We start from the raw sequence: 25,504 nt of genomic DNA on the forward strand, positions 1-25,504 counted from the left end.
GTCAACCACTTCGATTTCATTCAGTGACTGCCTGATGGAATGACGTACTACTTTTTGGTATAGTTAGCTATATTTATCAAAGCAACAATTTATACCAGTTATTCACAGCTAAATTTACGGAGATAAAGACATAAAGTTTTCTTGATTATTATCAAATAAGCTTTATCCTTAAAAGTAAAATACCAAAAATAAATTATTATGATAAGTTTTATAAGAGGTACTCTTCTAGAAAAAGATCCTACCGCGTTATTGGTAGATGTAAACGGTATTGGATATGAGGTTTTCGTACCTATGACTACTTTTTACACTCTTGGTGAGACTAATAGTGAGATAAGCTTGTATACACATTTTGTTGTCAGAGAAGATGTACAACAGCTTTATGGCTTTAAAACTAAAGTTGATAAAAAAGTTTTTCAAGAATTAATAAAAGTTAGTGGTATAGGTGCCAGAACCGCTATCGCAATACTTTCTGGTATGGATTGTAAAACGTTACTTCATTGTATAGAAAATAAAGATTATGGTTTATTAACAACTGTGCCTGGGATTGGCAAAAAAACAGCAGAAAGATTAGTTGTTGAAATATATGATAAATTACTTAAATTAGCTAATGAAATTTATGGTCAGTCTGGTACTAAAAACTCTACTGAGCTATCAAAAAATCCAACAGCTCAAAATAGCACGACAGTTATTTCTAATTCTATATTTAATGAAGCTGTAGATGCTTTATTAGCATTGGGATATAAACAAAAGGATGCTGAAAAAATGGTCAGAAGTTCCCTAGTAGATACTAGTGATGTTTCAGAGGTTATACGTAAAGCTTTACAAAATACGATCAGGTCTAAAAAATAAATACTTCAAAGTTACTAAAAGTGACTTTCATTAGAGTTTTTCTTATTTAAGAATTCTATCAAGAAAGTTAAATACAAGCTCTAAATTATCTTTAGTTTCGAATTTTTCACCACCATGCTTGGCACCCTCAATAATCACTAATTCAACTTTGTCTTTTCCAATCACTTTAACTAATTTATTATAGAAATTTATACTTTGTTGGGTAGGTACCATATTATCAATACCGCCATGTTCTATAAGAAATGGTGGGGTTTCTTTACTTATATACGTCTCTGGGTTAGATAACTTGGTTTTTTCAGGACTATTACCAACATTACTACCAATATATAAACTTTCAGGAGAGTCATCTTGGGAATGATTAGCTTTGCCTAAACCTGATTGGTTAAACTGATCATCCATTTTGCTAAAATCCGTAGGCCCAAACCAATCAACACAAGCTTGTACGTTTGCTGAGTACTTTTTATTACCTAAACTTAAATCGTCTAGTTGAGTTATTTTATTTCCTGAGGTTGCAGCAAGAGCAGCCAAATTTGCACCAGCGGAATCGCCCCAAACAGCTATAGCATTTGGGTTTAGATTATACTTAGTAGCATTTGCTTTGATAAATCTTATAGCTGCTTTTACATCTTGGATCGCTGCAGGGAATGTTGTCTCCCCTGATAGGCGGTAATTAATGGCTACTACAGCATAGCCATATTTTATACCTTCAAGTATGGGTTTTAGTTGGTAGTCAGCCTTATCTCCACCTAAGAATGCTCCACCATGTATAGCTATTATAACTGGATATGGTTTAGGAAATTTTTTATCGTTAGGTAAGTAAATGTCTAGTTTCTGGGCATCAGATACCGCAGCATATGCTATATTTAAGTATTTATTTTTAACCCAAGATGTGTCAGTTAAATTAGATCCATTATTGTTAGGAAGTGTTTGATATTGGTTATTAGCTGTATGTTTTATATATACGAATGCCCCGGTTGTTATCAATACGATTAGGATTGTAAAGCTAGTTATTTTATATCTGTATTTAATCATTTTAGAATCATCTTTCAAAAATAGCATTTATATTTATTTAAGATAGCTATAATTTTACGATAAGTCAATGTTTTATATCATCTATTGTTTCTTTATGGAGAACCTTGTTTTTTAGTTAAAAATTGACAATTTAATACTATATGAGAAAATTGGCGGATGTTTTGAATAAAGTTTGCTAGCAACTCTGTAAAATCAAATACAAATATATGTTTACTAATGATTGGAAAAAAGCACTTAAAGAATCTTTTTATTCACCTTTAGAATTATTAGAGTTCTTGAAGATAGATAGTAAAGAAGCTAGGATTTCATCAGAAATTACAAAGAAGTTTAAGATGATTGTCCCTAGATCTTTTGCTAATAGAATGCAAAAAGGTAATATTAATGATCCTCTATTAAAACAAGTATTACCAATCGTAGATGAGGAAGTGATAGCTGAAAACTATACTAGTGATCCATTAGAAGAAAAAAATTATAATAAAGTTACTGGCTTATTACATAAATATCACGGTAGAGTTTTATTGGTTGCTCAAACAAGCTGTGCTGTGCATTGTAGATACTGTTTTCGTAAAGAATTTAATTATAAAGATAATATTCCAGGTAGAAAAGATTGGTTGAAAACTTTTGACTACATAACAAATGATAAAAGTATTGAAGAGGTTATCCTAAGTGGTGGAGATCCTTTATTAAATAATGATGAAATCTTAGAATTTTTCTTAAAGAATATACAGCAAATAGCCCATATCAAAAGGATTAGAATTCATTCAAGGATACCTGTGGTGCTACCAGAGAGGATAACTACTAAGTTATTAGAAATTCTTTCAAAGCATAGCTTAGATACGATACTAGTTATACATGTAAATCATCCTAATGAAATAGATGATAATGTTACTAGAGTTTTAAGTGAAATACATAAACTTGGCATAATTATTTTAAATCAAAGTACGCTGCTAAAAGATATAAATGATGATGCTGATGTGCTTTATGCTTTAAGTACAAAACTGATAAAAGCTAAAGTAATTCCATACTATATACATTTGTTAGATACAGTCTCAGGTACTAAGCATTATAATGTTGACAACGCTAGAAATATTATGAAAAAACTTTCAGAAATTTCTTCAGGGTTTATGGTTCCTATATTAACCAAAGAAGTTCCAGGCTATCCATCTAAGAAGTGGCTATCTTTTCATGAGTGAAGTTATGGCAAGGTAATTAATAATAGACCAAGAAAACGACATCAATGGCTAACACCAAACCAGGTGTTTGAAAAAGAATTAAATATGTGTCGCACTTCGGTTTAGAATGTGGGCAATTTAAGATTAAAAAACTTTTTCAGAGAGAGTTAACTAGTGTGTTACAATCTTAATATTATTATACTCTTACAATCTAAAACTTAAACTATGAAAAAATGTGGTTATATTTCTATAATAGGTCGACCAAACGTTGGTAAGTCAACACTGTTAAATAATATTCTTAAGTATAAAGTTAGTATAACATCTCGTAAACCTCAAACTACAAGACACCAAATTATAGGAGTAAAGACAGTTGAGGATACTCAATTCGTTTATGTGGATACTCCAGGTATCCATACTAAAGAGCCTAAAGCAATCAATAAATTTATGAATAAAGCAGCAACAACAATGATAAAGGATGTTGATGTGATTTTATTTATAGTTGAGATGGGTAAGTGGACAGAATTAGAGGATAATGTAGTAGCTAAAATTAAAAATTCAGAAATCCCAATATTTTTAGTGGTAAACAAAGTTGATAAGAAAAAATCACTTGAAGCTAGTGTGTTTATTGAGTCTATTAAAGACAAATTTACTTTTTATGATGTTATTTATGTCTCAGCTAAGCAAGGGCATAATATTAATGAGCTTGAGTCAAGAATAGAAAAGCTACTTCCTGAATCTGAATATTTCTTTTATGGTGATGACCAAATTACAGATAGAAGCATTAAGTTTTTAGTTTCAGAAATAATTCGTGAAAAAATTATGCGTACTATAGGTAGTGAGGTGCCATACCAAATAGCTGTAGAGATTGATAGCTATAAAATTGATGAACAAAAAAATATCGCAGATATTTATGCGAGTATCCTCGTTGAAAGAGACAGCCAAAAAGGTATAGTTATTGGTGCAAAAGGCTCTAAACTTAAAAAAATAGGCATAGATGCGCGTAAAGATATTGAGCATCTGATAGGTATGCAGGCCAACTTAAAAATATGGGTTAAAGTTAAAAGTGGTTGGTCTGATGATGATAGGGCGTTAAAATCATTAGGATACGATTTGATATAAATTTTCTCTATGCAAAAAGTTATTTATCTAAATAAATCACGTAAATACCGAAAATTATTTTATATTTTAACAGTTGTGCTTAGTAGCTTTGTAATAGGAGTTTACTTTAGAAATAGCTATTTATTGTATATTGGTTTTGCTTTAATAATATTATCTATTTTTTATGAGTGTTTATTTAGTTTACCAGTCCTAGAGGCAATTGTTTTGCCTAAAGAAAATGAGAAGTACTTTAAAGTAATTATAGATAATCAAGAAAGTGACTTTTGGAGAATAAAAAAATATATAATTATAAATGGTTGGATTTATCTTTATATCTTCCAAGAGGGTTCAAATAGGACACTTAAAATGTGGCTACATAAAAGTAATTTTAAAGATAAAAATCATATTAGGTTGTTTGCTAAGAAAATTATTTTAGAAAATTTGTGATACAAAGGAATCATTTTTTTGTTTTAAATATCCTATCCCATAATGGAAAGGTTACAGCAAAATTTGTATTTTCATAATGATGATGTAAAGCATGATGTTTTTTGTATAGAAATAGAATAGAGCCTTTTTTTGCTTTTATATGGTGGGCACTATGATGTATGAAGAAGTAAAACAAAGCTCCTAGTAAAGCCCCGCTATAAATTGCACTTGCTATACCTAAACCAAATACTAAATATAAAGGTAAAAACAGTGTAATAGTGTAGATTGGTAACGAAATATACGTTGGGTTACCTACTAAATCTATAGGATTTTGATGATGTACAGCATGTAATTCCTTGATAAATGAAAAATGATGAAATAAGAATCTATGAACTATGTATTCTATAAAAGTCCAAATAAAAATTCCCAACAAAACAAAAGCAAGTATCCACAATAAATTACCCTTGAAGTATCTAAAGCTTAATACTAAAAAAAAGATAGTAGTAATGGGATATATATAAAAATCACTCCAATAACCAGTTCGAGAAATTTTTTCAAGTAAAGTCATATATTAATAATATCAATGTAGTTTTAATTATTACAACATCATAAACAACTTTTGAAATATAATCAAAAGTAAAATCATTTTGATGTAATAAAATAAAATGAAAATATATAATATAGTAGACTTTTATATGATTTGTGGTATGTGGATTTGTTGTGTTAGAAAAATTTAAGTTAGAATTATTAGGAATCCTAAGTAAACAACAAATTGTTGAAAATGAATTGTTAAGATATGCTTATTCAACTGATGCTAGTCTTTATAGAATGGTTCCAAAGCTAGTTTTAGTGGTTAAGCTGGAACAAGAAGTTCAAAAAATCCTTAAATTAGCAAATGAGTATGATATAAAATTAACTTTTAGAACAGCAGGTACTAGTTTATCTGGCCAGGCTGTTACAGATCAAATTTTAGTAATCTTAGCTTCAGATTCTTGGTTAGACTATAAGATTTATGAGAATGGTAAAAGAATAAAACTACAGCCAGGTATCATCGGTGGCGAAGTTAATAAATATTTGAAAATACATGAGCGTAAAATTGGACCAGATCCAGGCTCTATAAATACAGCTAAAATTGGTGGGATTATAGCCAACAACTCAAGTGGCATGTGTTGTGGTACAGCTAAGAATTCTTATGCAACACTAGATTCCATGCGAGTTATTTTTAATGATGGTAGTATTTTAGACACTTCAGACTATCAGAGTATAGAAGATTTTAAGCAAACTAAAAAAAGCTTTTTGAATACGATTTCAAGGATTCAAACTCAAATATTACAAGATGATGAGTTAACAAACTTCATAAAAAAGAAATTTTCAATTAAAAACACAAGCGGCTATAGCTTAAATGCCTTTTTAGATTTTAAAGACCCAATTAAAGTAGTAGAGAGGTTAATAGTAGGTTCAGAGGGTACACTGGGGTTTGTTAGTAATGTAACTTTAAATACGGTACCAGACTATAAGTATAAAGCTTTAAATTTAGTATATGGTAAATTAGATGACTTAGTTAAACTTACAACTCAAATTGAGGCTTTTAATTTATCTTCAGTTGAATTGCTAGATTACGCATCTCTCAAATCTGTCGTTAATAATGCTGAGCTAAAGCCTTTTTTAATTTCTTTAGAAGATTTTCAAATAGCTGCTATTATGATTGAGCTTGCAGAGTCAAACTCAAAAGATTTAGATGATAAGCTTAAACTCATAAATAGTTACATAGAAAAAACAAATATAATTCATCAAGTTGGGTTTATCAAAGATGAAGCTAAAGCACAAATTCTATGGAAAATACGCAATGGGATAGTACCGACCATAGCTGGGTTAAGACCATCAGGTTCTAGTATTATTATAGAAGATATAGCTGTAAATATTTTAGATTTACCAAGTCTTATAGCTCAGATAAGAAAGCTTTTTGACAAGTATCGTTATGTTAATGCCGCTATTTTTGGGCATGTGTTAGCAGGAAACATACATTTTGTTATAACACCAGATTTTCATAATAATGAAGAAGTATTGGTATATGACAAATTTATGCATGAGTTAGCAGATATAGTAACTAAAGGTTTTAATGGTTCACTAAAAGCTGAGCATGGCAGTGGAAGAAATATTTCGCCTTTTGCAATAGTAGAATGGGGAGAAAAGTGTTGGAATATCATGTGGCAAATAAAAAAGTTATTTGATCCTAAAAACATTTTAAATCCTGACGTTAAGTTAACACATAATAAAAACTTACATATTCAAAACCTCAAAAAGCTTAATGTAATTGGAAGTGAAATAGATAAGTGTATGGAATGTGGGTTTTGCGAACCAGTATGCCCCTCACGTAATTTAAGCCTTACTCCTCGTCAACGCAATGCTGTTATACGAAAAATACCTACTTTACCAGATGGTGATAAACAAAAGTGGCAAAAAGATTTTGAATATTATGGTGTAAAAACATGTGCAACTACAAGTTTATGTAAAACTAGATGCCCCGTTGACATAGATACAGGAGCTTTTATTTTAAAACAGAAAAAGCTGGTAAATAAGTTAGTTAATCACTCTCAAGAAATTAATAAAGCTAAGCGAAAAGTTAAATTAGCTAACCTAGCTGGAAATATTATTGGAAAGACAAATTTGCAAAAGGTAACTAAGATTTTACATAATCACTTTAAATCTATACCGGTATATTTAGAAACTATGCCTAAAGTTCAAGATGTACATTTTAAGAACTCAGTAACCAATAATGACAATAGGGTATTACTAATACCATCATGTCCTAATAAAATATTTGCTAGTAATAAAAAATATTCTAAATATCCTAATCAATTAGTCTTAGAAAAGCTAGGTTTTGATGTCCATTATCCAGAAGATCTTCAGGATATATGTTGTGGTCAGATGTATAATTCAAAAGCTAATTATGCTCAGCAACATAAATCCCAAGAATTACTTAGTAGCCAAAACTTGAACCAATATGATTATGTTGTGATTGATAATAGCTCTTGTGCTAGTTTTGCAAAACAACAAAATATAGCTTTAACTGATATAAATAGCTTTATTATAGAAAATATTAATACTACAAAACTTACCAAAAAGTTTAATAAGATAGCTCTTCATATTGATTGTTCAACCAGAAAACAAAATCTCGATGAAAAATACACCAACCTTTTAAAGCTGTGCTGTAATGAAGTTATACTGCCAGAAAGAATTTACTGTTGTGGTTTTGCTGGCGATAAGGGTTTTACTACCCCAGAGTTAAATGCAAATAGCTTAAGTTCATTAGCAGACCAAATAAAAGGTTGCGATATAGGCGTAAGCTTCAATCGTAGCTGCCAGATTGGTCTTAGCTACCACTCTAATATGGAATATATTTCTTTCGTTGAGTTAATTTTGGAATGTATCAGTTTAGATATATGAGAAGTTATGAACTAATCCAACCTAATGCATTAAAAATATCTTGAGATACTTTCTCAACTAGTTGATCACCGTTGATTTTTATATACTCCGGTGTTTTTGTGTTATTTGACTTAAAGTTTTTATAAAATTCTACTAATTTGGATGTTTGCTCACGATATACAGAAAGTCTTTCTTTGACTGTTGTTTCATTATCATCAGAACGGATAATTAAGTCTTCACCTGTTACATCGTCTTTACCTTCAACTTTGGAAGGGTTAAATTTTACATGATAAGCTCTACCGGAAGCAGGATGAATTCTACGACCTGTTATTCTTTCTACTAGTAACTTATCGTCAACATCTATTTCGATTATAAAATCGATGTTGACACCTAGTTTATCTAATTGTTCAGCTTGTATAATAGTTCTGGGTACACCATCAAGTAAAAAACCATTTTCACAATCTTTTTTTGAAATTCTATCCTTAACTATCTTAATAATAAATTCATCGGATACTAACTGTCCAGAGTCTAAAATTTTTTTTAATTGATTACCAGTTTCACTACCTGACTTTATAGTTTCTCTAATCATATCACCGGTTGAAATGTGTGCGATATTATACTTTTGCTCAATAATTTTTGCTTGAGTACCTTTACCGGCTCCTGGAGCTCCTAAGAGAATTATTTGCATTTATTTATAACCTTTTAAAAGTATAGTTTACATAATTTGGTTTTAATTATAAAATAATTACAATAATATATCTAGAATTAATGTATTATGTAATCTGCTAGGTAATTTGTTAAGGAAAAAATAGGCCTATTTTAGATGCTATCACTGTTACTTGAAAAAAAAAGAAAAAAAGCGCAAAAAACTGTTTTGGGTATAGAGTATGACTTTAATTCCTTAGCAGCGGTTAAGCTTGATAAAAAAAACCAAGAGTATTCGTTAGTTTGTTGCAGTAGTGATATATTTTCTGAGCAAGCGTATTTCGAGGGGGAACTCATTTGTGATTACATAGGAAATGTAATTAGCAATATTATTTTAGAAAATAAACTTGGTTTTTTTACTAGATTGGGTTTTGTTACCTATAAAGACATAGATATATCAAAAGAAGAAATAGTATGTGATAAAAAAAACTCTGAAATAATTATAAAAGAAGGTGTTGAATTTTACCTAAAAGAACATTTCTTAAAAAAGAAATTTCCAGAAAGTTACTCAGATATCGCTTTTGATTTTTATGATGAATTAGAGGAAAAAGGAATAATAACTATTTATTACATTGCAGATACTAAGATTACAGGGCGTTTATATAACATTGCTAAAAAATCTAAGAAAACTGTTTCTGTATGCGCTCTTGATAATATCGTTATTAGCAACTTTGTGCAGAAACTGTTTTTGTCGGAAATTTCACAACATGCTACTAATAGTATTTTATTTGGTCTATACACTGATAAATTATGTATATACAGTTTTTCTCCTAGTGGTGAACTTAGAAATTATGAAGCTGTGAAAATATTTGACACTAAGATTACAGATGCTACTTATGTCGATGAGGCTATTCAATTATTATTAAGATTTATAGATTTCATGTCTTTAGATTTTTCTGATTTTTCATCTCAAGATAATGCTATATATATTTATGGGATTAAAGCAAATTTTGAAGAGATTTTTGCGTTAATAAAAGAACTTTCAACAAAAGATTGTCGTATTTTAGATCCATTTGTAAATATTCAAAAGCAAAACTACAAGGTAGATATTAAAGCTCCTTATCGATATGTAATGCCTGTAGCAATAGCTATGATGGAGGCATTGTGATGAAACCATTAAATTTTATTCAAGATCGTCATAAAAAATTGCAGCTAACGTATATCGCTATTGATATAGGATTTACCGCTTTAGTTGCTTTTTTTGCAATGTTTAGTTTATCTATCGTCTTATCTTGGTCAAGTAGAGAAGATATGAGACTTGAGCAGTATATTCAAACTAAAATTACAGAGCTTAATAAAAATTCTTTACAGTACCAAGAGATTAAAAAGCAACGTGATAAATTGATTGATGTGGTTGATAACCTGGCAAATATTAAAGCAAGTCAGTTTTATATGCTACTTGGTATAGAAAAAATATCTAGAGCTATAACAGACAAGCTTGATGTTTCAGGTATAACTTATATTGCGTCTGAGGATGAGATCGTGCTTAATGGTGAGACTAAAGACCTGAAGCTACTTTCTGTGTTTATGAAAAACTTAGAGGTTGAATTCAAAATAAAAAAAGTTGAGTTAAAAAGCCTTGGTCCTGAAAAAAATGGTCAAAGAAGTTTCTCTTTACAATTCAAATTTGGTGAAGAGAATGCGTTTAGAGGAGATTATGTAAAATGATAGATAAGTTACAATCTCTCCTATCTAATAGATATATCAACAAAGCTATTTATGTTCCTTTAAAGTTTAGACTAGTAGCAATGCTAGTTTTATTAGTGTTATTTTCATTAATTTTCTATGGTATTTTTGTTAGTCCAGTGCTTACAAATAATGCTTCTGTTGAAAATCATATAAATTATATGAAGGAACAAATTCCTTTATTAATAAAGAAACAAAAAGATTTAGAAAAATTAAAAGAACAGGTTGAGATCTTAGAGCAAAGCAACCGTGAAACAAAGTTTAGTATACCAGAAAGTCATTCTGTGCCTATATTTTTATCATCTTTGAACGAAGCTATAAGTAGTTCAGGTGTCACAATTATTGATTTATCACCAGCTGGAGTAGAGAAAAATAAATATTTAGATTTATACGCTATAAACTTTAGAGCAAAATTAAGTTGTAGTTTTCCAGAGTTAATAAAGTTGTTTATAGCTTTGATTGATATGAAAGATATAGCTATAATCACTAATATGGCTATTAAAAGAGAGGCTGATGAAAATCTAGTTGTAGAGTTAAATCTACAAACTTACTCTCGTCAAGGAGTGGGGGCTTAGACCACATGTGTTTTAACTTTAAAATCTACGTGTTAAGGTTTTTGCTTATTTTAGTTTTTATCGGGGAAGGGTATGGTATAGCTTTTGCTAACTATGCCGCTAAAACAAAAGAAATTGATAATTTGATAATAAATAAAATACAAACTACTAAAAGCACAGAGAAACTTAAAGTTCCTGAATATAAGGGTGATATTTTAACTTTCGAAAGGTTATCTAAAATACGTAATATATTTAGTATGAATCATTATCTTCCTTTTGAAAAAAGAGAACCCTTACCACAACAAGAATCAAAAGTTGCTAGACCAAAACCTATAATCATGCCTCCAGAATTAGAGAAGGTAATGAACGCTAAAAAAACAAAACTACAAACTTACCCTATAAATACCTTTTCTTTTAAAGGTATGGTTTATCAAGATAAAAACATATGGGGTGTGGTTGAAAATACTAGAGAACCTGCAAAACCTATATACATCAAAAAAGGTGAGCTAATAGGTCCGGATTACGGAGAGGTTGAGGATATTACAAAAGAAGGTGTTTTAATAAGCCAATGGTATCAAGATATGCAAAATAGAGTTTGGAAAAAAACACAAATAGTTATACATTAATTTAATTAAGGTTAGAGGATGTTTTTGGGTAAAAAGAAGCTACTGACGTTATTAATTACACTAGTAAGTGTTGTAGGATTTAGTACGGCATTTGCTGATACTGATATTGCTAAAAAGGATACAGTAACTGCAGCAGTGAAAGCTAGTGAAGATGATGTAAAAATTGTTGGTAGAGAAGAAAGTAAACAAACATTAACTAGACACCACATTAAAGACCTTGAGTTTCATAGAAGTTTAAATGGAGGCGCAGTTTTTAATGTCGATTTTGAGGAGAATGTGGGAAATTTCTCTGATTATAAAACTGAGCTTTCTAGAGATGGGTATACTCTTACAGTAACTTTTAAAAATACTTCTATTTCTGATAAGTGGGTTAGTAATATTGATACAAGAGTTTTTAATACCATAGTTGATATCATAAAGATACGTAATGAAAATAATGATGTAGTTTTTATAATTCACTCGCTTGATAGAATAGCTCTTACTGATTTTAAAGAAGGTAATAACTTTACTTTTAAAATAGATAGACGTAAAAGTAGAATTGAGAATTTTAACATAAATGAGTCTATATCACTTTCATTTCAAGATGCTCCAGTGCAAACTGTTCTTCAAGTATTATCTGAATTTGCTGGTTTAAACCTTGTAGTAAGTAGTAGTGTAAGAGGAAATATCTCTATTGATTTAAAAAGTGTGCCTTGGAACGAAGTGATGAACATAGTTTTAGTTAGTAAAGGTTTGGCTACTAAAAAGATGGATAGCATCTTGTACGTTGCTACTGCTTCAGAGATAGCAGCTCAAGAGCAGCTTGAATTACAAACTAAACGATCGTTAGAGAATAATGCTACTTTAGTAACTGAGTTTATACCTTTAAACTATACTACAGCTCAAGCTGCTCAGACAGTTGTAACATCTATGGCTAAACAAAATGGTGGTATTATGTCACCACGTGGTAGTATTACCTCTGACGTACGTACTAATACTTTGATAGTAACTGATACTGAAGAGAAAATTCCTCAGATTAAGAAAGTTGTTAACGAGATAGATATTCCAAACGACCAGGTTTTAATTGAGTCAAGGATAGTGGAAGTTAATAGGAATACATCATTAGAACTTGGATTTAACTATGGTCTTACTGATGCTACTGGTAAGGTGGTTAATATAGGTTTAGATACTTTCAAAATGCCAGAGAATGCTTTAGGAGCAACTGCTGAACTTGCATACACTATTTTTGGCGGTATGAAACTAAATATAGAGATTCAAGCATTAGAGACTGAAGCTTTATTAAATCAAGTGGCTTCTCCTCATTTGATAGTTGCCAATAATGAAACAGCATTTATTAAGCAAGGTGAGCAGGTGCCATATAATCAATCAACAGCTTCAGGTGCTGCTTCTATTGCATTTCAGGAGGCTGTCTTAGAGTTACAAGTAACTCCACAAATAGCACCAGATGGCAACCTTATTTTAGAAATTCTAGTGACAAAAAACTCGGTAATCCCTAATTCAGGAGGATCTTCAGGAGATACTCCATTACCGCCTAGTATTGCTACAAGGGAGATAACCACAAAGGTCATGACTAAAGATGGACAAACTATAGTTATAGGGGGGATTTATGAAACTAAGCAAGAAGAAACTCGTACTAAAATACCTCTTTTGGGGGATATTCCGTATCTTGGGTATTTATTTAGCTACACGAGGATAATGAATGAGGATAAAGAACTTCTGATCTTTATAACACCAAAAATATTAGAAACAAAAATAGAAAGATAATAATAAAGCTAATAATAAAGCTAATAGTAAAGATAATGGTTGAAAAAAACAAAAGCTTTAGGTATCTTATTTACCTATAATTTATTATTTAAAGGGGTGATTAGTACTAACTATCACAGTGTATAATTAACTTATAATTTTGAGTCAAAAATGATAAGAACAAAAAATATATTCTTAATAGGTCCAGTCGGTGCTGGTAAATCTACTATAGGTAAACAATTAGCAAAAGAATTAAAATTAGAGTTTATTGATTCTGATGAAACTATAGAAAGAAAGTGTGGAGTAGATATCAACTGGATATTTGATCTAGAAGGTGAAGATGGTTTTCGTAATCGTGAAAGAGACGTTATAGCAGAAATTTTATCAGAAAAGCAAAATATTGTTTTAGCTACAGGTGGAGGTGCTATTTTAGACCCTGATACTAGATCATTATTATCATCTCGTGGAAAGGTGGTTTACCTTGAAGCAACTATAGAGCAACAGTTAGAAAGAACAGCTAAAGACACTAAAAGACCTCTTTTAAGAGTAGATGATAAAAAGCCAGTTTTAGAAAAGCTTATGGAAGAAAGAGAGCCGTTATATAGAAGTATAGCTGACGTTGTAGTTGAAACAAATGGTGCAACAGTTAAAAATATAGTTAACAAAATATCTACATTTTTGGTAGAAGAATCAATATTGTGATTGATAAATTACAAGTAAATCCTACATCTAGTGATAGTTACAATATACTAATAGATTCTTTGCTAGATTTTTCTAATATTCATTCTTTTATAACTAATAAACAAGTCCTGGTAGTTACAAATACAACGCTCCAGAAATTATACCTTGATGTTTTATTAGATGACATAAAAACTATAGCAACGGAAATTAAAATTTGTATTTTAGAGGATGGAGAGCAGTATAAATCTCAGCAAAGTTTAGATAAAATTTTAAGTTCGCTACTGACGTATAAATTTACTCGAGCATCTACAGTTCTTATAGCATTAGGAGGAGGTGTGGTAGGAGATATCACAGGCTTTGCAGCAGCTATATATCAAAGAGGAGTAGATTTTTTACAAATTCCAACTACTTTACTATCTCAAGTTGATTCATCCGTAGGAGGTAAAACTGCGATAAATCATCCATTGGGTAAAAACATGATAGGAGCTTTCTATCAACCTAAAGTAGTTTATACCTCGATAGAGTTTTATAAAACTTTACCTGAACGCGAATATATTTCAGGGATGGCTGAGGTTGTAAAATATGGTTTTATTTCTAGAGAGTTTTATAGTTGGTTAGAAACTAACAGACAAAAAATACTACAAAAAGATACGGTGACTCTTATAGAAATGCTAAAGAAGAGTTGCCAAATAAAAGCTCAAGTAGTTGCTGAGGATGAAAAAGAATTAACTGGAGCTAGAGCGATACTAAACTTTGGTCATACTTTTGGTCATGCAATAGAAAAATGTCAAAATTATCAAGGCTTAAAACACGGTGAAGCAGTTGGCGTTGGTATGGCACAAGCTATAGATTTCTCACATTATCTAGGTATGATTGATTGTCAAAAAGCTAAAGCAGCTAAAGGTTTTATAAGCAGTTTTGGTATATCTATAGAATTTCCTAAAAATATAAACAAAAACGAGTATCTAGATGCTATGCTGGTTGATAAAAAAAACAGTAATGGACAACTTAAGTTTATTTTACTTAATCAAGCAGGAGATTTAGAAATAATAGTTAAATCTCAAAAAGAACTAGGAATGTTTTTAAATTAGCTTTTATTCTCTGCTAAATTTTTAGTAGCTTTTCTAAGTTCATTTCTGTAGTAATCTAAATTTTTAGTAGACTCTTCTTTTAGAGATTTTATTTGTTGCGTTAAGAAGGTGATTTGACTTTCTAAACTTTCTTTTAGGTCTGATATTCTTTGTTTTGATTGCTCTTGGATAAGATCGCAATATGATTTTGCATCTTTAGCTAATCTTTCAGCTGTTTCACGACGAACACTCTCTTTAACTAAAGCAGAGTAAAGCTTTTTGATTTTTATTTCATTATCAAGCTCATTTAATAGAGTCGACCATTCATCAGAGATATTACTAAATAAATCTAGTTCATCGATTTGCTCAAGTATTTTGATTGCACTTTGACTAATTGCCATTAGATTTTAATCCTTATTATTTTATGAAAATATATTAGAAAAGATGTTAATAATTTGAAAATTATTAAAATTTGTTAAAAATGATACAAAAATATTACCATAATTAAAAGACTAATTTTAAAATAATTTGACTACTGCTCTTGGTAGCGAAGATTCTATAGTATAAACTTAACCAAATCTACTATATATCAACCATTTTTTGTAAAATGCTAATAAAAAACAATGACCAAATATTTAGCTCTATAAGTAAAATAAAATATTCTGCACGTCGAGGTATGTTAGAGCTAGATATTATGCTGGCACCATACTTAGATAATTGCTATATGAACGAGGGTGTGGCAAGTAAAAAATTGTTTGTTGAGTTTTTAACTAACGAAGATTGTGATATGTTTGACTGGTTATTTAAAGGTGTCAAACCTCCAGAAAGATTTCAGAAGCTAGTTAATAAGATAATCCAAGAGAAAAAGAAGTTTAATGAGCAAAATTTAAAATAGAGGACTGTTTTCATATGAATAAATTATTAAGTCACACAGGTAACTACCCTGTTTCTAGAGAAATAATGAGTATATCTAACTATTGGTTGATAGATGAAAAACAAGCTGTAACGGATCTGGTTAAAAAAGCTGAGATATCGTGTGTCCAGCAAGCTAGAGTTCGAGAGTTAGCGTACAATTTAGTATCAAAAGTTAGAAAAGATAGGCTTAAGAAATCTGGTATAGATGCTTTTATGATTGAGTATGATTTATCTTCAGAAGAAGGTATTGTACTTATGTGTTTAGCTGAAGCATTACTAAGGGTTCCAGATACTTATACTATAGATTTGTTAATCAAAGATAAACTTACAAGTGTTGCTTGGAAAGAGCATGTTGGTATCGAAAAGCATCTATTTGTTAATGCAGCAACTTGGAGTTTGATACTTACAGGTAAAATTTTAAAAGATACTAAAAAATCTTTTCGTAGGGTGTTTCAAAATTTTGTTAAAAGAACTAGTGAGCCTGTAATTCGTCAAGCTATGAAGCAGGCTATGAAGATAGTTGGCAAACAGTATGTTCTTGGAGAAACAATAGAGGAAGCTTTAAAAATTTCTCAAATTAAGGTTGAAAAAGGTTATACCTATTCATTTGATATGCTTGGTGAAGCTGCTATGACTATGGAAGATGCTCAATATTACTATCAGCAGTATTTATATGCTATTGATCAATTAGCAAAATATGCTAAACATGAAGAAATTAAGAAAAATCCAGGTATTTCAGTAAAATTATCTGCCTTGCATCCACGTTATGAAGTAGCTAAGCATGAGAGAGTTCATACCGAACTTTATCCAAAGTTACTTAAACTTACAGAACTAGCTAAAGAATACAATATAGGTATGAATATTGATGCAGAAGAAACAGAACGGTTACAAATATCATTAGAGCTGGTTGAAAGACTAGCTCATGAGCCCTCACTGGATGGGTTTGATGGTATCGGTATTGTAGTGCAAGCTTATCAAAAACGAGCTCCATATGTATTAGATTATTTGTCCAATTTAGCTAAAAAAACTAATAGAAGGTTTATGGTTAGACTTGTAAAAGGAGCATATTGGGATGCTGAGATTAAACATGCACAAGAGCAAAGTTTAGAAGGTTATCCAGTATTTACACGTAAATATCATACAGATGTCTCTTATCAAGCATGTGTTAAACAGCTTTTTGAAAACCATAAGTATATTTATCCGCAATTTGCGACACACAACGCTCAAACTGTAGCTATAGTTTTAGAGTTGTCTAACGGCAATAAAGATTATGAGTTTCAGTGTTTACATGGAATGGGCGACGCTTTATATGACAATATTGTTGGTCACGTAGAGTATCAAGATATTCCTTGTAGAATATATGCACCAGTTGGTGGGCATAAGCATTTATTAGCTTATTTAGTAAGAAGACTACTTGAAAATGGTGCAAATAGCTCCTTTGTAAATAGGATTGTAGATGAAAATTTGCCTATAGAAGGGTTGATAGAGGATCCAGTTAAAAAAGCCATAAATCATGGCTGTGGACAGCATCCAAATATCCCATATCCAAAAGATATTGTAGCTCCTAGACTTAATTCAAAAGGTTATAATATTAATGATTTTGCGGTGTTAGATAACATATATAAAGAAATTGAAAAATATACCTCTAAAAACTCTTATAAAGCTAAACCAATAGTATCAGGTATAAAAGAGTTGGATGATAATTATGAGGATGTTATAAATCCGAACACTAATGAAGCTATAGGATACGTAATAAACGCTGACGCAAAAATTGCTAAAAAGGCACTTAAAAATGCTAATGAAGTTTTTGAGCAATGGAACGATACACCAGCTTCCCAAAGAGCTGACATTTTAGAAAAATTCGCTTATTTATTAGAGAAGAACGTCAATGAGTTTATAGCTATAGCTATGATTGAAGCTGGAAAAACGCTAAGTAATGCTATAGATGAAGTTAGGGAAGCCGTTGATTTTTGCCGTTATTATGCAGCCCAAGCTAGAGAAGAGTTTAATGGGCCAATTAAGTTACCAGCTTTGTCAGAAAACCTAAAGCAAATAGAATTTAGTGGTAGAGGCCCTATGGTATGTATAAGTCCTTGGAATTTTCCATTAGCAATATTCTTAGGGCAAATCTCAGCTTGTTTAGCAGCTGGTAATACTGTGGTGGCAAAACCTGCTGAACAAACACCTATAATTGCCTATAAGGCTATTAAACTTTTATTTAAAGCTGGACTACCTAAAAAGGTTTTACAATTTGTACCAGGTGCGGGTGAGATAGTTGGTAGCGCTTTGGTTAAAAGTTCTATTTGTAAAGGAGTGATTTTTACAGGCTCAACTGAGGTAGCAGCCATTATAAATCAAACTTTAGCAAATAAAGATAGTGAGATAGTACCTTTTATAGCTGAAACTGGTGGTCAAAATGCTATGATTGTTGATTCATCTTCTTTACCAGAGCAGGTTACTGCAGACGTTATTAAATCAGCTTTCGATAGCGCTGGCCAGCGATGTTCTGCTTTACGTGTATTGTGTTTACAAGAAGATATAGCTGATAACTACATAAAAATGATAGTTGGAGCTATGAAAGAGCTTAAAGTTGGTGATTCTAAGTGTATAGATACAGATGTTGGTCCAGTTATAGATAAAGAAGCTGCTGATAGTCTTAATGCGTATATTGAAGAGAAAAAGTCTAAATTTAAGTTAGTGTATCAATTACCAACCAACGAAAATACTCAAAAAGGCACATTTGTAATGCCAGTAGCTTTTGAAATAAACAAACTATCAGATTTAGGTAGAGAACAGTTTGGTCCTGTTTTACACATCCTTAGATTTAAGGCAAACCAACTTTCTCAACTTATAAAAGACATTAACTCTACAGGGTATGGTCTAACAGCAGGCGTACATAGCAGGATAAATGAAGTTATGAACTATGTTAAAAACCATATTAAAGCTGGTAATGTTTACGTTAATAGAAATATAGTTGGCGCTATTGTAGGGGTGCAACCATTTGGCGGTCAAGGAAAGTCAGGTACAGGTCCTAAAGCAGGCGGACCTTTTTATATGCATAGACTAGCAAATGAAAAATTATCTGGTGTAGGAGCTAGTGAGGAAGTTTATAACCCTGAAAAAATAGCTACAGATGAAAAGCTAACTAGCAAGTATATAAAAAATAGACACAGCATTACTAGTATCGTCAATGGAGATGCTCCTCGTAAAAATAGCTTTAATGACTTAAAAGACACCAACGGTACGACAATTGGTAAAGTTTTTCAGGCAACAGTAGATATTGTAGATAAAGCAATTGAGATTGCTTATTCTGAAGCTGACCAGTGGAATAATGTAAATGCTGAAGTAAGAGCAGATTTTATAGAGAAGTTTTTGAGTTTATTGGAGAAAGAGCGCTATATGATTGCTGCTAGTTTGGTAACTGAATCAAAAATATCAGTAGAAGAGGCTCACATTCAAATAGATAAGACTATTCAACAAGTAGCATATTATTGTTTACAAGCTAAAAAAGAGCTTGCTCATCCTAAGCGATTACCAGGACCTACTGGTGAGATTGATGAGCTAAGCTTAAAAGGACGCGGTGTTGTTGTAAGCATGTGCTCAAGTGACGATGCTCTTATAAGGTTTGTAGGTCAGACTACTGCTGCTATGCTTGCTGGTAATACTGTAGTAGCAAAACCGGCGTATACAGGAAGTCTTACAGCCTATAATGTTGTTAAATTAATGTTAAAAGTAGGTATAAGTCCCAAAGTTATACAATTAGTTTTATCAGATACAGAAGAAGTAACCTCAGCATTATTATTTAATAGTAAAGTATCACTAGTAGCTTTTTCTGGTAGTGTATCTGCTGTAAAACAAGTTCATCAAGCTTTGGCACTACGTAGAGGAGCTATTATACCTTTTGTAGCTGAAAGTGTTACTAAGAATGGTAGATGTACTAAGCTTGCTATAGAAACAGCATCTCCGCTTTATTTACGTAGATTTGTGGTAGAAAAAACTGTAAGTGTTGATACTACAGCTTCAGGCGGTAATGCATCTTTAATGAGTTTAGAGGAGTAAAATTTATTGTAAACTAAAAAAAATAATGCTAAGTTTAATTTTATAATACTTATTTATTTGAGAATTGAATTGGTAGTAAATCTAAACTTAATAATAAGGAAGCGATATGAATATTGATGATAGTTCTAAAAAGATGTCGTTGCTGAGCGCTGTTTTGATCGGTGCAACTAGTATGGTTGGCTCAGGTTGGCTGTTTAGTGCTCAGTTGACTGTGAAAAATGCTGGAAATTGGGCTTTTTTAGCATGGGTTTTAGCAGCAGGTATTGTGTTGTTAATAGCATTGTGCTTAAGCAAAGTTGTTTCAATGTACCCTGTGCGAGGTGCTACGACTAGGTCTAGCGCTATTTCTCACAACAGTATCTTCGCCATGCCATTTGCATTTGCAAACTGGTTTGGAATAGTTGTAGTTATTTCTACTGAAGCATTAGCTACTACTCAATATCTTGCTGGAGTAAAGAGTATGACCTGGCTTATGACAGATAATGCTCTTACCTTTCCAGGGGAGCTTTTTGCTTTATTTATTCTAGCATTATATCTATTAGTTAATTTTTATGGAGTTAAACTCTTATCTAAAGTTAATAATGCTATTACAGTTTTTAAGATGTTTGTACCAGTTCTTATTGTAATAATATTTATAATATATGCTGTTACACATAGCAATGAGCATGTTAGTATGTTTTCTTCAGAGATTCCTAACAATAGCAACTTTGGATTTTCTAACGCTTTAACTGCTATTGTTGCAGGTGGTTTGATATATTCTTTTAATGGTTTCCAAACAGTAGTAGCTTATGCCAGTGAAGTTAAGAATCCTAGTAGAAACGTACCTCTAGCTATTATAATAGCATTAATTTTGGTATTGGCTTTATATACAGCTTTACAATACGCTTTTATGCAAGCAGTGCCACATGCTTATTTGGTAGAAAAAGGCGGTTGGTCAGGTTTAGATTTTGAGTCGCCATTGTTGCAGCTAGCTACTATGTTGGGGTTAGGTTATATAGCTTTTTTATTGATCGCTGATAGTATTTTAAGCCCATCTGCGACAGGTTATAGCTATCTAGGGGCATCTTCTAGGATGCTTTATGCAATGTCTTCTGAAGGACAAATGCCGAGATACTTTGCAAAAATAACACCCAAAGTTAATGTCTCTAGAAGATCATTGCTTGCTAATTTTTGCTTATCAGCAATATTTTTATTATTTTCAGATAATTGGGCAGGCTTAATGATAATTGTAACAGGCCTTCATATAATAGGTTATATGGCTGCTCCAATTAGTATGGGTGCTTTAGCACCACGTACACGATTATTTGGCCTTGTAGTGTTTGTACTTTTGACTTTACTTTTAAATACTATTGAGGTTCAAACAAATATTAATATGAGTATAGTATTAGTAATATTAATGGCTCTATATGGAAGTATTGAATACAAAAGAGTAGGTTTTAAAAAATTGGCTTGTCTAATTCTTCCATTTATAATATTTTTAGCTATTGTTGCACCGCTTGATAACTATCTGTTAGAAGGTTTTATTGGAGCTATATTTTATTGGATAGTAACAGACAAACGTTATGTGACTTTTTGTAAAGCAACTGCTAATGAGAAAAACATTATTGTTGATTGATATAAGTTAATTTGCCATAAACTACTATGTTATCAACCATGTTGTTGATATTTTTAAGCATTTTGTTTTGTAACAGTATTAATAAATAAATTGGCTATAGCTATATAAATTTTTTGCTCTTATAATATTGTTTTAGTTTTATTAAATTAGATTCATTCATATGAAAAAAAATACTAAATGGATTCTTGCTATTTTATGCTTAGGTTATTTTATAGATTTTTATGATTTAACTGTAATGAGCGTTTCTTATGTAGATTTGTTCAAAGAGCAGTTTGGTGTTTTAAATTCAACATCTATACAACAGATGTATTACCTAACCAATAATGTGCAAATGGCCGGTATATTAATAGGGGCAATATTATTTGGTATATTAGCAGATAGATTTGGCAGGATTACAGTAATTAAATATAGTATACTGCTTTATTCTGTTACTACTATATTGTCAATATTTGTTAGTAGTATTTATGTCTTTTTATCCTTAAGATTTTTGGCTTACTTAGGATTAGCTAGTGAGTTTGCTGTATCTACAGTACTTATAGTTGAATTTTTCCCACCTAAATTAGCTGCTTGGGGAATGAGTCTCTTGTATATACTAGGAGTTCTTGGGGGTATTGTAGCAACACTTTTTGGAGTTTTTTCTTACAAATTTATGTTTATATTTGGAGGGGTTGCTGGTTTAGGGATATATGCTATTAGGAAAGTATTAGAAGAATCTCCACATTTTATACACTTATATGCGTCTGATAAATTTAAAAACGCTGGTAACATATTTTTCTTGTTCAAAAATTATAGTAAACCTTTACTGTTAAACTTTTTAATAACAATACCATATTTTTTCGTAATAACAGTTATGTTTGCTTTAGTAAGGTTTATCTCTTCCGAGATTGATTTTGCTATCTTAGTAAAAGTATTTTTATTTGGCTTTTTTACAGGGAACATTATAAGTTGTATTTTAAGCGGCATTTACAACCAGTTTTTTAAAACTCCAAACTTATTTTTTATAATAAACATAATTATTTTTTTACTAAGCATATTTATATATAGTTATATATCTTCAGCTACAATATTCTTCTATGGAGTAGTTATAGGCTTAATAGGAGGTGGTTATAATATAATGTGGGCCCAATACGCTGCTGGAGAATTTCCCACAGAGGTTAGGTCTCTCTCTTGTAACATGATTTTTGCATTAGGTCGAACTAGTAGCATTTTTTTTGGGATGGTACTTGCATATTGGATCACAGATGAAAATACTTTTAGAAGTAATATAAACACTATGGCGGTAGCTATAGCGTTTATGGTGTTATTGATAATATTTATTTATAAAAGAAAACGCATTCTATAAATAAGGAACTGTCATTATATAAGTTACACATTTGATTTGGCTGTATAATTTATTTATTTCTAGTTCTTAAAGGATGTTTATTTAGAGAGCTACAAAATGTCTAATAAAATTTTGTTTGGTATAACTGGTAGTGTATCTGCTTTTAAGGCTATTGGTCTTATGCGACTATTTATAAAAAGCGGTTATGAGTGTAAGGCTATTATTACAAAAGGTGGATTAGGTTTTATTAAGCCTGAACTTTTAGTTGCTTTGGGTTGTCAAGTTTATACCGATTGCAATTTAGATATGTATTCGTATGAGCAAAGTATGGCGCATATACACTTATCACGTTGGGCTGACAAAATAATAATTGTACCTGCATCTGCTAATTCGATAGCTAAATTTGCTAATGGTTTTGCTAGTGACTTATTAAGTCAGTGCTTACTTGCAAATAATGATTACTCTAAAGTTTATATAGCTCCAGCTATGAATGTAAATATGTGGCAGAATAAACTTACTCAAGAAAATGTATCAAAATTACAAAGTTTAGGCTTTAATATAATTTCGCCAGACCAGGGAGAACAAGCTTGTGGTGATATTGGATACGGTAGGTTACATGAACCTGAACAGTTATTTGAGCTACTAACAGGATCGCAAGATTTTAAAGATAAAAAAGTATTACTAACAGTTGGTGCTACAGTTGAGGATATAGATGGTGTTCGGTATTTGTCTAACTATAGTTCTGGAAAAATGGGTTTTGAGCTAATCAAAGAATTTTTACTAAGAGGAGCGCAAGTTACTGTTTTAAAAGCTAAAACAACTATAGATTTTAGTATTAGACATCCTAACTTAAAGATAGTTGAGACACTTAGTGCTGATAGTATGAATATAACTATGTTAGAGCTAGCAAAAGACAAAGATATATTTATAGGGTGTGCAGCAGTAGCTGATTATAAAATAAAACAACAATTTGAGCATAAAATAAAAAAAAGTGATGAAATATTAACTCTAGAGTTTATAAAAAACCCTGATATCTTGGCTAATTGTAAAAAACATTACCCAGGAATATTTGCTATAGGGTTTGCAGCAGAGTCACAAAATATAATAGAGTATGCAAAAGCGAAACTAGAAAAGAAGAACTTAGATATGGTGATCGCTAATAATATATCTGTACTAGGTCAAGATAGTAGTAGTATAACTATTTTTTCTAAGATGAACGATGGTAGTTTAGAGTTTAGAAATAAACATAAGCAAGAAATAGCTAGAGACATTTTAAATACTATAAAGAAAATTCTATAACCTAAAAGGCTTAGTTAAGAAGTATATTTGTAATAGCTTTTACTTAATCTGACATTGTGTATAAAATAAGATGTCAAATTAAGGAAGAATAAAATGAATGCATCTCAAAAGATAATCAAACCCAAATTAGGTCTGTTAGAATTAGCAAAACAATTAGGTAATGTCAAGCAAGCTTGTAAAGTGATGGGTTACTCAAGAGACAGCTACTATCGCTTTAAAGAGTTATACGATAATGGTGGAGAATTAGCTTTACAAGAAATATCCCGTAAGAAGCCATTAGAGAAAAATAGAGTTGAGGCACATATTGAGCAAGCAGTAGTTAATATGGCTTATGAATATCCGGCGTATGGACAACATAGAGTATCAAATGAATTAGCAAAGCAAGGAATATTAGTCTCAGGAAGTGGAGTTAGATCTATTTGGCTTAGACATGACTTAGAGAATTTTAAGAAGCGATTAACAGCACTAGAGACCAAAGTAGCTCAAGATGGCTTTATACTTACAGAAGCTCAATTACAAGCTTTAGAAAAAGAAAAAGCTAAAAAGGTTGCTACTGGTGAGATTGAAACGCATCATCCAGGTTACTTAGGATCTCAAGATAGCTATTATGTAGGGTATATAAAAGGTATAGGTAAGATATATCAACAGACATTTGTAGATACGTATACTAGAGTAGGATTTGCTAAGTTATATACAGAAAAAAATGCAATAGTAGCTGCTGATATGCTTAATGATAAGGTATTACCATTCTTTGAGGAACATGGAATAGATCTATTAAGAGTATTAACAGATAGAGGCACGGAATATTGTGGAAAGCTGGAGAATCATTCCTACCAGATGTACTTAAGCATAGAAGACATTGACCATACTAAAACAAAAGCTAACTCCCCTCAAACTAATGGTATCTGTGAAAGATTTCATAAAACTATGAAAAATGAATGTTATGAGACAATGTTTAGAAAAAAGGTTTATTCAACGATTGAGGAGATTCAGCAAGATGTTGATATATGGCTGGATTATTACAATAACGATAGACCACATTCTGGTAAGCACTGTTATGGAAAAACGCCTATGAAAACTTTTATTGACTCAAAACCTTTGGCAAAAGAGAAAAATTTAGGTAATATGTTTGATAAATCTGACACTAGTTTAGAAATAAATTCAGTCTCAAATTAATTGGTGACTGTCAGATCAAGTTTGAGCTACTACAGTATATTTTAGATTATT

Annotated in this window: 22 protein-coding genes; 18 read left to right on the forward strand and 4 right to left on the reverse strand. The window is 31.1% G+C overall.

Annotated elements, in window-relative coordinates:
- The first annotated feature begins 198 nt into the window (after positions 1-198).
- The gene (gene ruvA, locus FRA_RS03680) at positions 199-849 is read left to right on the forward strand and encodes a Holliday junction branch migration protein RuvA (protein ID WP_035718993.1); all 651 of its coding nucleotides are present in this window, start codon (positions 199-201) and stop codon (positions 847-849) included.
- A 42-nt stretch (positions 850-891) separates the two neighbouring features.
- Here the strand turns inward: ruvA and FRA_RS03685 are convergent, their stop codons facing one another.
- Complete coding sequence (locus tag FRA_RS03685; protein ID WP_035719062.1) at positions 892-1,881, reverse strand: alpha/beta hydrolase; 990 nt, start codon at positions 1,879-1,881, stop codon at positions 892-894.
- 206 nt (positions 1,882-2,087) lie between these two features.
- On the opposite strand from FRA_RS03685, the gene epmB reads away from it, so the two are divergent.
- The 3 genes from epmB to FRA_RS03700 all read left to right on the forward strand — a co-directional run bounded on the left by epmB (position 2,088) and on the right by FRA_RS03700 (position 4,598).
- Positions 2,088-3,074 (forward strand): EF-P beta-lysylation protein EpmB, encoded by a 987-nt coding sequence (epmB, locus tag FRA_RS03690; RefSeq protein WP_035718996.1) that lies wholly within the window; start codon positions 2,088-2,090, stop codon positions 3,072-3,074.
- Positions 3,075-3,278: 204 nt separating this feature from the next.
- Complete coding sequence (gene era, locus FRA_RS03695) at positions 3,279-4,172, forward strand: GTPase Era (protein ID WP_035718998.1); 894 nt, start codon at positions 3,279-3,281, stop codon at positions 4,170-4,172.
- Positions 4,173-4,181: 9 nt separating this feature from the next.
- Positions 4,182-4,598, forward strand: a complete 417-nt coding sequence (locus FRA_RS03700; protein WP_035719000.1) for a hypothetical protein — start codon at positions 4,182-4,184, stop codon at positions 4,596-4,598.
- A gap of 10 nt (positions 4,599-4,608) precedes the next feature.
- On the opposite strand, the gene FRA_RS03705 is transcribed toward FRA_RS03700, so the two are convergent.
- On the reverse strand, positions 4,609-5,145 hold the full coding sequence (locus tag FRA_RS03705; RefSeq protein ID WP_035719003.1) for a sterol desaturase family protein: 537 nt from the start codon (positions 5,143-5,145) through the stop codon (positions 4,609-4,611).
- A gap of 152 nt (positions 5,146-5,297) precedes the next feature.
- Between FRA_RS03705 and FRA_RS03710 the strand changes: the two genes are divergently transcribed.
- Positions 5,298-8,024: an FAD-binding and (Fe-S)-binding domain-containing protein gene (locus FRA_RS03710; RefSeq protein ID WP_035719005.1), complete on the forward strand. Its 2,727-nt coding sequence runs from the start codon at positions 5,298-5,300 to the stop codon at positions 8,022-8,024.
- Between the two features lie 4 nt (positions 8,025-8,028).
- Here FRA_RS03710 and adk read toward each other — a convergent pair whose 3' ends face one another.
- A complete protein-coding gene (gene adk / locus FRA_RS03715; protein ID WP_035719008.1) occupies positions 8,029-8,691 on the reverse strand; it encodes an adenylate kinase in 663 nt (220 codons plus the stop codon).
- 135 nt (positions 8,692-8,826) lie between these two features.
- On the opposite strand from adk, the gene FRA_RS03720 reads away from it, so the two are divergent.
- The 7 genes from FRA_RS03720 (at position 8,827) to aroB (ending at position 15,089) form a co-directional block, all read left to right on the forward strand.
- Complete coding sequence (locus tag FRA_RS03720; RefSeq protein WP_035719010.1) at positions 8,827-9,816, forward strand: hypothetical protein; 990 nt, start codon at positions 8,827-8,829, stop codon at positions 9,814-9,816.
- Positions 9,816-10,376, forward strand: a complete 561-nt coding sequence (locus FRA_RS03725) for a PilN domain-containing protein (RefSeq protein ID WP_035719011.1) — start codon at positions 9,816-9,818, stop codon at positions 10,374-10,376. The genes FRA_RS03720 and FRA_RS03725 overlap by 1 nt, the downstream gene beginning before the upstream one ends.
- On the forward strand, positions 10,373-10,969 hold the full coding sequence (gene pilO, locus FRA_RS03730; RefSeq protein ID WP_035719013.1) for a type 4a pilus biogenesis protein PilO: 597 nt from the start codon (positions 10,373-10,375) through the stop codon (positions 10,967-10,969). Before FRA_RS03725 ends, pilO begins: the two co-directional genes overlap by 4 nt.
- Positions 10,970-10,974: 5 nt before the next feature.
- Positions 10,975-11,574, forward strand: coding sequence for a pilus assembly protein PilP (locus FRA_RS03735; RefSeq protein ID WP_035719015.1), 600 nt, complete (start codon positions 10,975-10,977; stop codon positions 11,572-11,574).
- An 18-nt stretch (positions 11,575-11,592) separates the two neighbouring features.
- Positions 11,593-13,338 carry a type IV pilus secretin PilQ gene (locus FRA_RS03740; protein WP_035719016.1) on the forward strand — a complete coding sequence of 582 codons (1,746 nt, stop codon included), beginning with the start codon at positions 11,593-11,595 and terminating at the stop codon, positions 13,336-13,338.
- A 150-nt stretch (positions 13,339-13,488) separates the two neighbouring features.
- On the forward strand, positions 13,489-14,019 hold the full coding sequence (aroK, locus tag FRA_RS03745; RefSeq protein ID WP_035719018.1) for a shikimate kinase AroK: 531 nt from the start codon (positions 13,489-13,491) through the stop codon (positions 14,017-14,019).
- On the forward strand, positions 14,016-15,089 hold the full coding sequence (gene aroB, locus FRA_RS03750; RefSeq protein ID WP_035719022.1) for a 3-dehydroquinate synthase: 1,074 nt from the start codon (positions 14,016-14,018) through the stop codon (positions 15,087-15,089). Before aroK ends, aroB begins: the two co-directional genes overlap by 4 nt.
- On the opposite strand, the gene FRA_RS03755 is transcribed toward aroB, so the two are convergent.
- Complete coding sequence (locus FRA_RS03755; protein ID WP_035719024.1) at positions 15,086-15,469, reverse strand: hypothetical protein; 384 nt, start codon at positions 15,467-15,469, stop codon at positions 15,086-15,088. The genes aroB and FRA_RS03755 overlap by 4 nt on opposite strands.
- Positions 15,470-15,675: 206 nt before the next feature.
- Here FRA_RS03755 and FRA_RS03760 point away from each other — a divergent pair, with 206 nt between their 5' ends.
- The 6 genes from FRA_RS03760 to FRA_RS03785 all read left to right on the forward strand — a co-directional run bounded on the left by FRA_RS03760 (position 15,676) and on the right by FRA_RS03785 (position 25,453).
- Complete coding sequence (locus tag FRA_RS03760; RefSeq protein ID WP_035719026.1) at positions 15,676-15,963, forward strand: FAD assembly factor SdhE; 288 nt, start codon at positions 15,676-15,678, stop codon at positions 15,961-15,963.
- Between the two features lie 14 nt (positions 15,964-15,977).
- Positions 15,978-20,042 (forward strand): bifunctional proline dehydrogenase/L-glutamate gamma-semialdehyde dehydrogenase PutA, encoded by a 4,065-nt coding sequence (gene putA / locus FRA_RS03765; protein WP_035719029.1) that lies wholly within the window; start codon positions 15,978-15,980, stop codon positions 20,040-20,042.
- A gap of 106 nt (positions 20,043-20,148) precedes the next feature.
- Complete coding sequence (locus FRA_RS03770; RefSeq protein WP_035719032.1) at positions 20,149-21,657, forward strand: APC family permease; 1,509 nt, start codon at positions 20,149-20,151, stop codon at positions 21,655-21,657.
- A gap of 160 nt (positions 21,658-21,817) precedes the next feature.
- Positions 21,818-22,999 carry an MFS transporter gene (locus FRA_RS03775; protein ID WP_035719034.1) on the forward strand — a complete coding sequence of 394 codons (1,182 nt, stop codon included), beginning with the start codon at positions 21,818-21,820 and terminating at the stop codon, positions 22,997-22,999.
- A gap of 96 nt (positions 23,000-23,095) precedes the next feature.
- Complete coding sequence (gene coaBC, locus FRA_RS03780; protein WP_035719036.1) at positions 23,096-24,277, forward strand: bifunctional phosphopantothenoylcysteine decarboxylase/phosphopantothenate--cysteine ligase CoaBC; 1,182 nt, start codon at positions 23,096-23,098, stop codon at positions 24,275-24,277.
- 93 nt (positions 24,278-24,370) lie between these two features.
- Complete coding sequence (locus FRA_RS03785; RefSeq protein ID WP_035719039.1) at positions 24,371-25,453, forward strand: IS481-like element ISFw3 family transposase; 1,083 nt, start codon at positions 24,371-24,373, stop codon at positions 25,451-25,453.
- The last annotated feature ends 51 nt before the right edge of the window (positions 25,454-25,504 follow it).

Origin of the sequence: Allofrancisella heilbronnii (assembly GCF_000710735.2) — a bacterium.
GTDB lineage: Bacteria > Pseudomonadota > Gammaproteobacteria > Francisellales > Francisellaceae > Francisella > Francisella frigidaquae.

Coding starts and splice junctions, on each gene's coding strand:
- FRA_RS03785 (WP_035719039.1), top strand. CDS start 24,371: ATGAATGCATCTCAAAAGATAATCAAACCCAAATTAGGTCTGTTAGAA.
- coaBC (WP_035719036.1), top strand. CDS start 23,096: ATGTCTAATAAAATTTTGTTTGGTATAACTGGTAGTGTATCTGCTTTT.
- aroK (WP_035719018.1), top strand. CDS start 13,489: ATGATAAGAACAAAAAATATATTCTTAATAGGTCCAGTCGGTGCTGGT.
- FRA_RS03735 (WP_035719015.1), top strand. CDS start 10,975: ATGTGTTTTAACTTTAAAATCTACGTGTTAAGGTTTTTGCTTATTTTA.
- adk (WP_035719008.1), bottom strand. CDS start 8,691: ATGCAAATAATTCTCTTAGGAGCTCCAGGAGCCGGTAAAGGTACTCAA.
- FRA_RS03755 (WP_035719024.1), bottom strand. CDS start 15,469: ATGGCAATTAGTCAAAGTGCAATCAAAATACTTGAGCAAATCGATGAA.
- FRA_RS03725 (WP_035719011.1), top strand. CDS start 9,816: ATGAAACCATTAAATTTTATTCAAGATCGTCATAAAAAATTGCAGCTA.
- FRA_RS03705 (WP_035719003.1), bottom strand. CDS start 5,145: ATGACTTTACTTGAAAAAATTTCTCGAACTGGTTATTGGAGTGATTTT.
- FRA_RS03770 (WP_035719032.1), top strand. CDS start 20,149: ATGAATATTGATGATAGTTCTAAAAAGATGTCGTTGCTGAGCGCTGTT.
- FRA_RS03740 (WP_035719016.1), top strand. CDS start 11,593: ATGTTTTTGGGTAAAAAGAAGCTACTGACGTTATTAATTACACTAGTA.
- ruvA (WP_035718993.1), top strand. CDS start 199: ATGATAAGTTTTATAAGAGGTACTCTTCTAGAAAAAGATCCTACCGCG.
- FRA_RS03760 (WP_035719026.1), top strand. CDS start 15,676: ATGCTAATAAAAAACAATGACCAAATATTTAGCTCTATAAGTAAAATA.
- FRA_RS03775 (WP_035719034.1), top strand. CDS start 21,818: ATGAAAAAAAATACTAAATGGATTCTTGCTATTTTATGCTTAGGTTAT.
- FRA_RS03685 (WP_035719062.1), bottom strand. CDS start 1,881: ATGATTAAATACAGATATAAAATAACTAGCTTTACAATCCTAATCGTA.
- putA (WP_035719029.1), top strand. CDS start 15,978: ATGAATAAATTATTAAGTCACACAGGTAACTACCCTGTTTCTAGAGAA.
- FRA_RS03700 (WP_035719000.1), top strand. CDS start 4,182: ATGCAAAAAGTTATTTATCTAAATAAATCACGTAAATACCGAAAATTA.
- era (WP_035718998.1), top strand. CDS start 3,279: ATGAAAAAATGTGGTTATATTTCTATAATAGGTCGACCAAACGTTGGT.
- FRA_RS03720 (WP_035719010.1), top strand. CDS start 8,827: ATGCTATCACTGTTACTTGAAAAAAAAAGAAAAAAAGCGCAAAAAACT.
- pilO (WP_035719013.1), top strand. CDS start 10,373: ATGATAGATAAGTTACAATCTCTCCTATCTAATAGATATATCAACAAA.
- epmB (WP_035718996.1), top strand. CDS start 2,088: ATGTTTACTAATGATTGGAAAAAAGCACTTAAAGAATCTTTTTATTCA.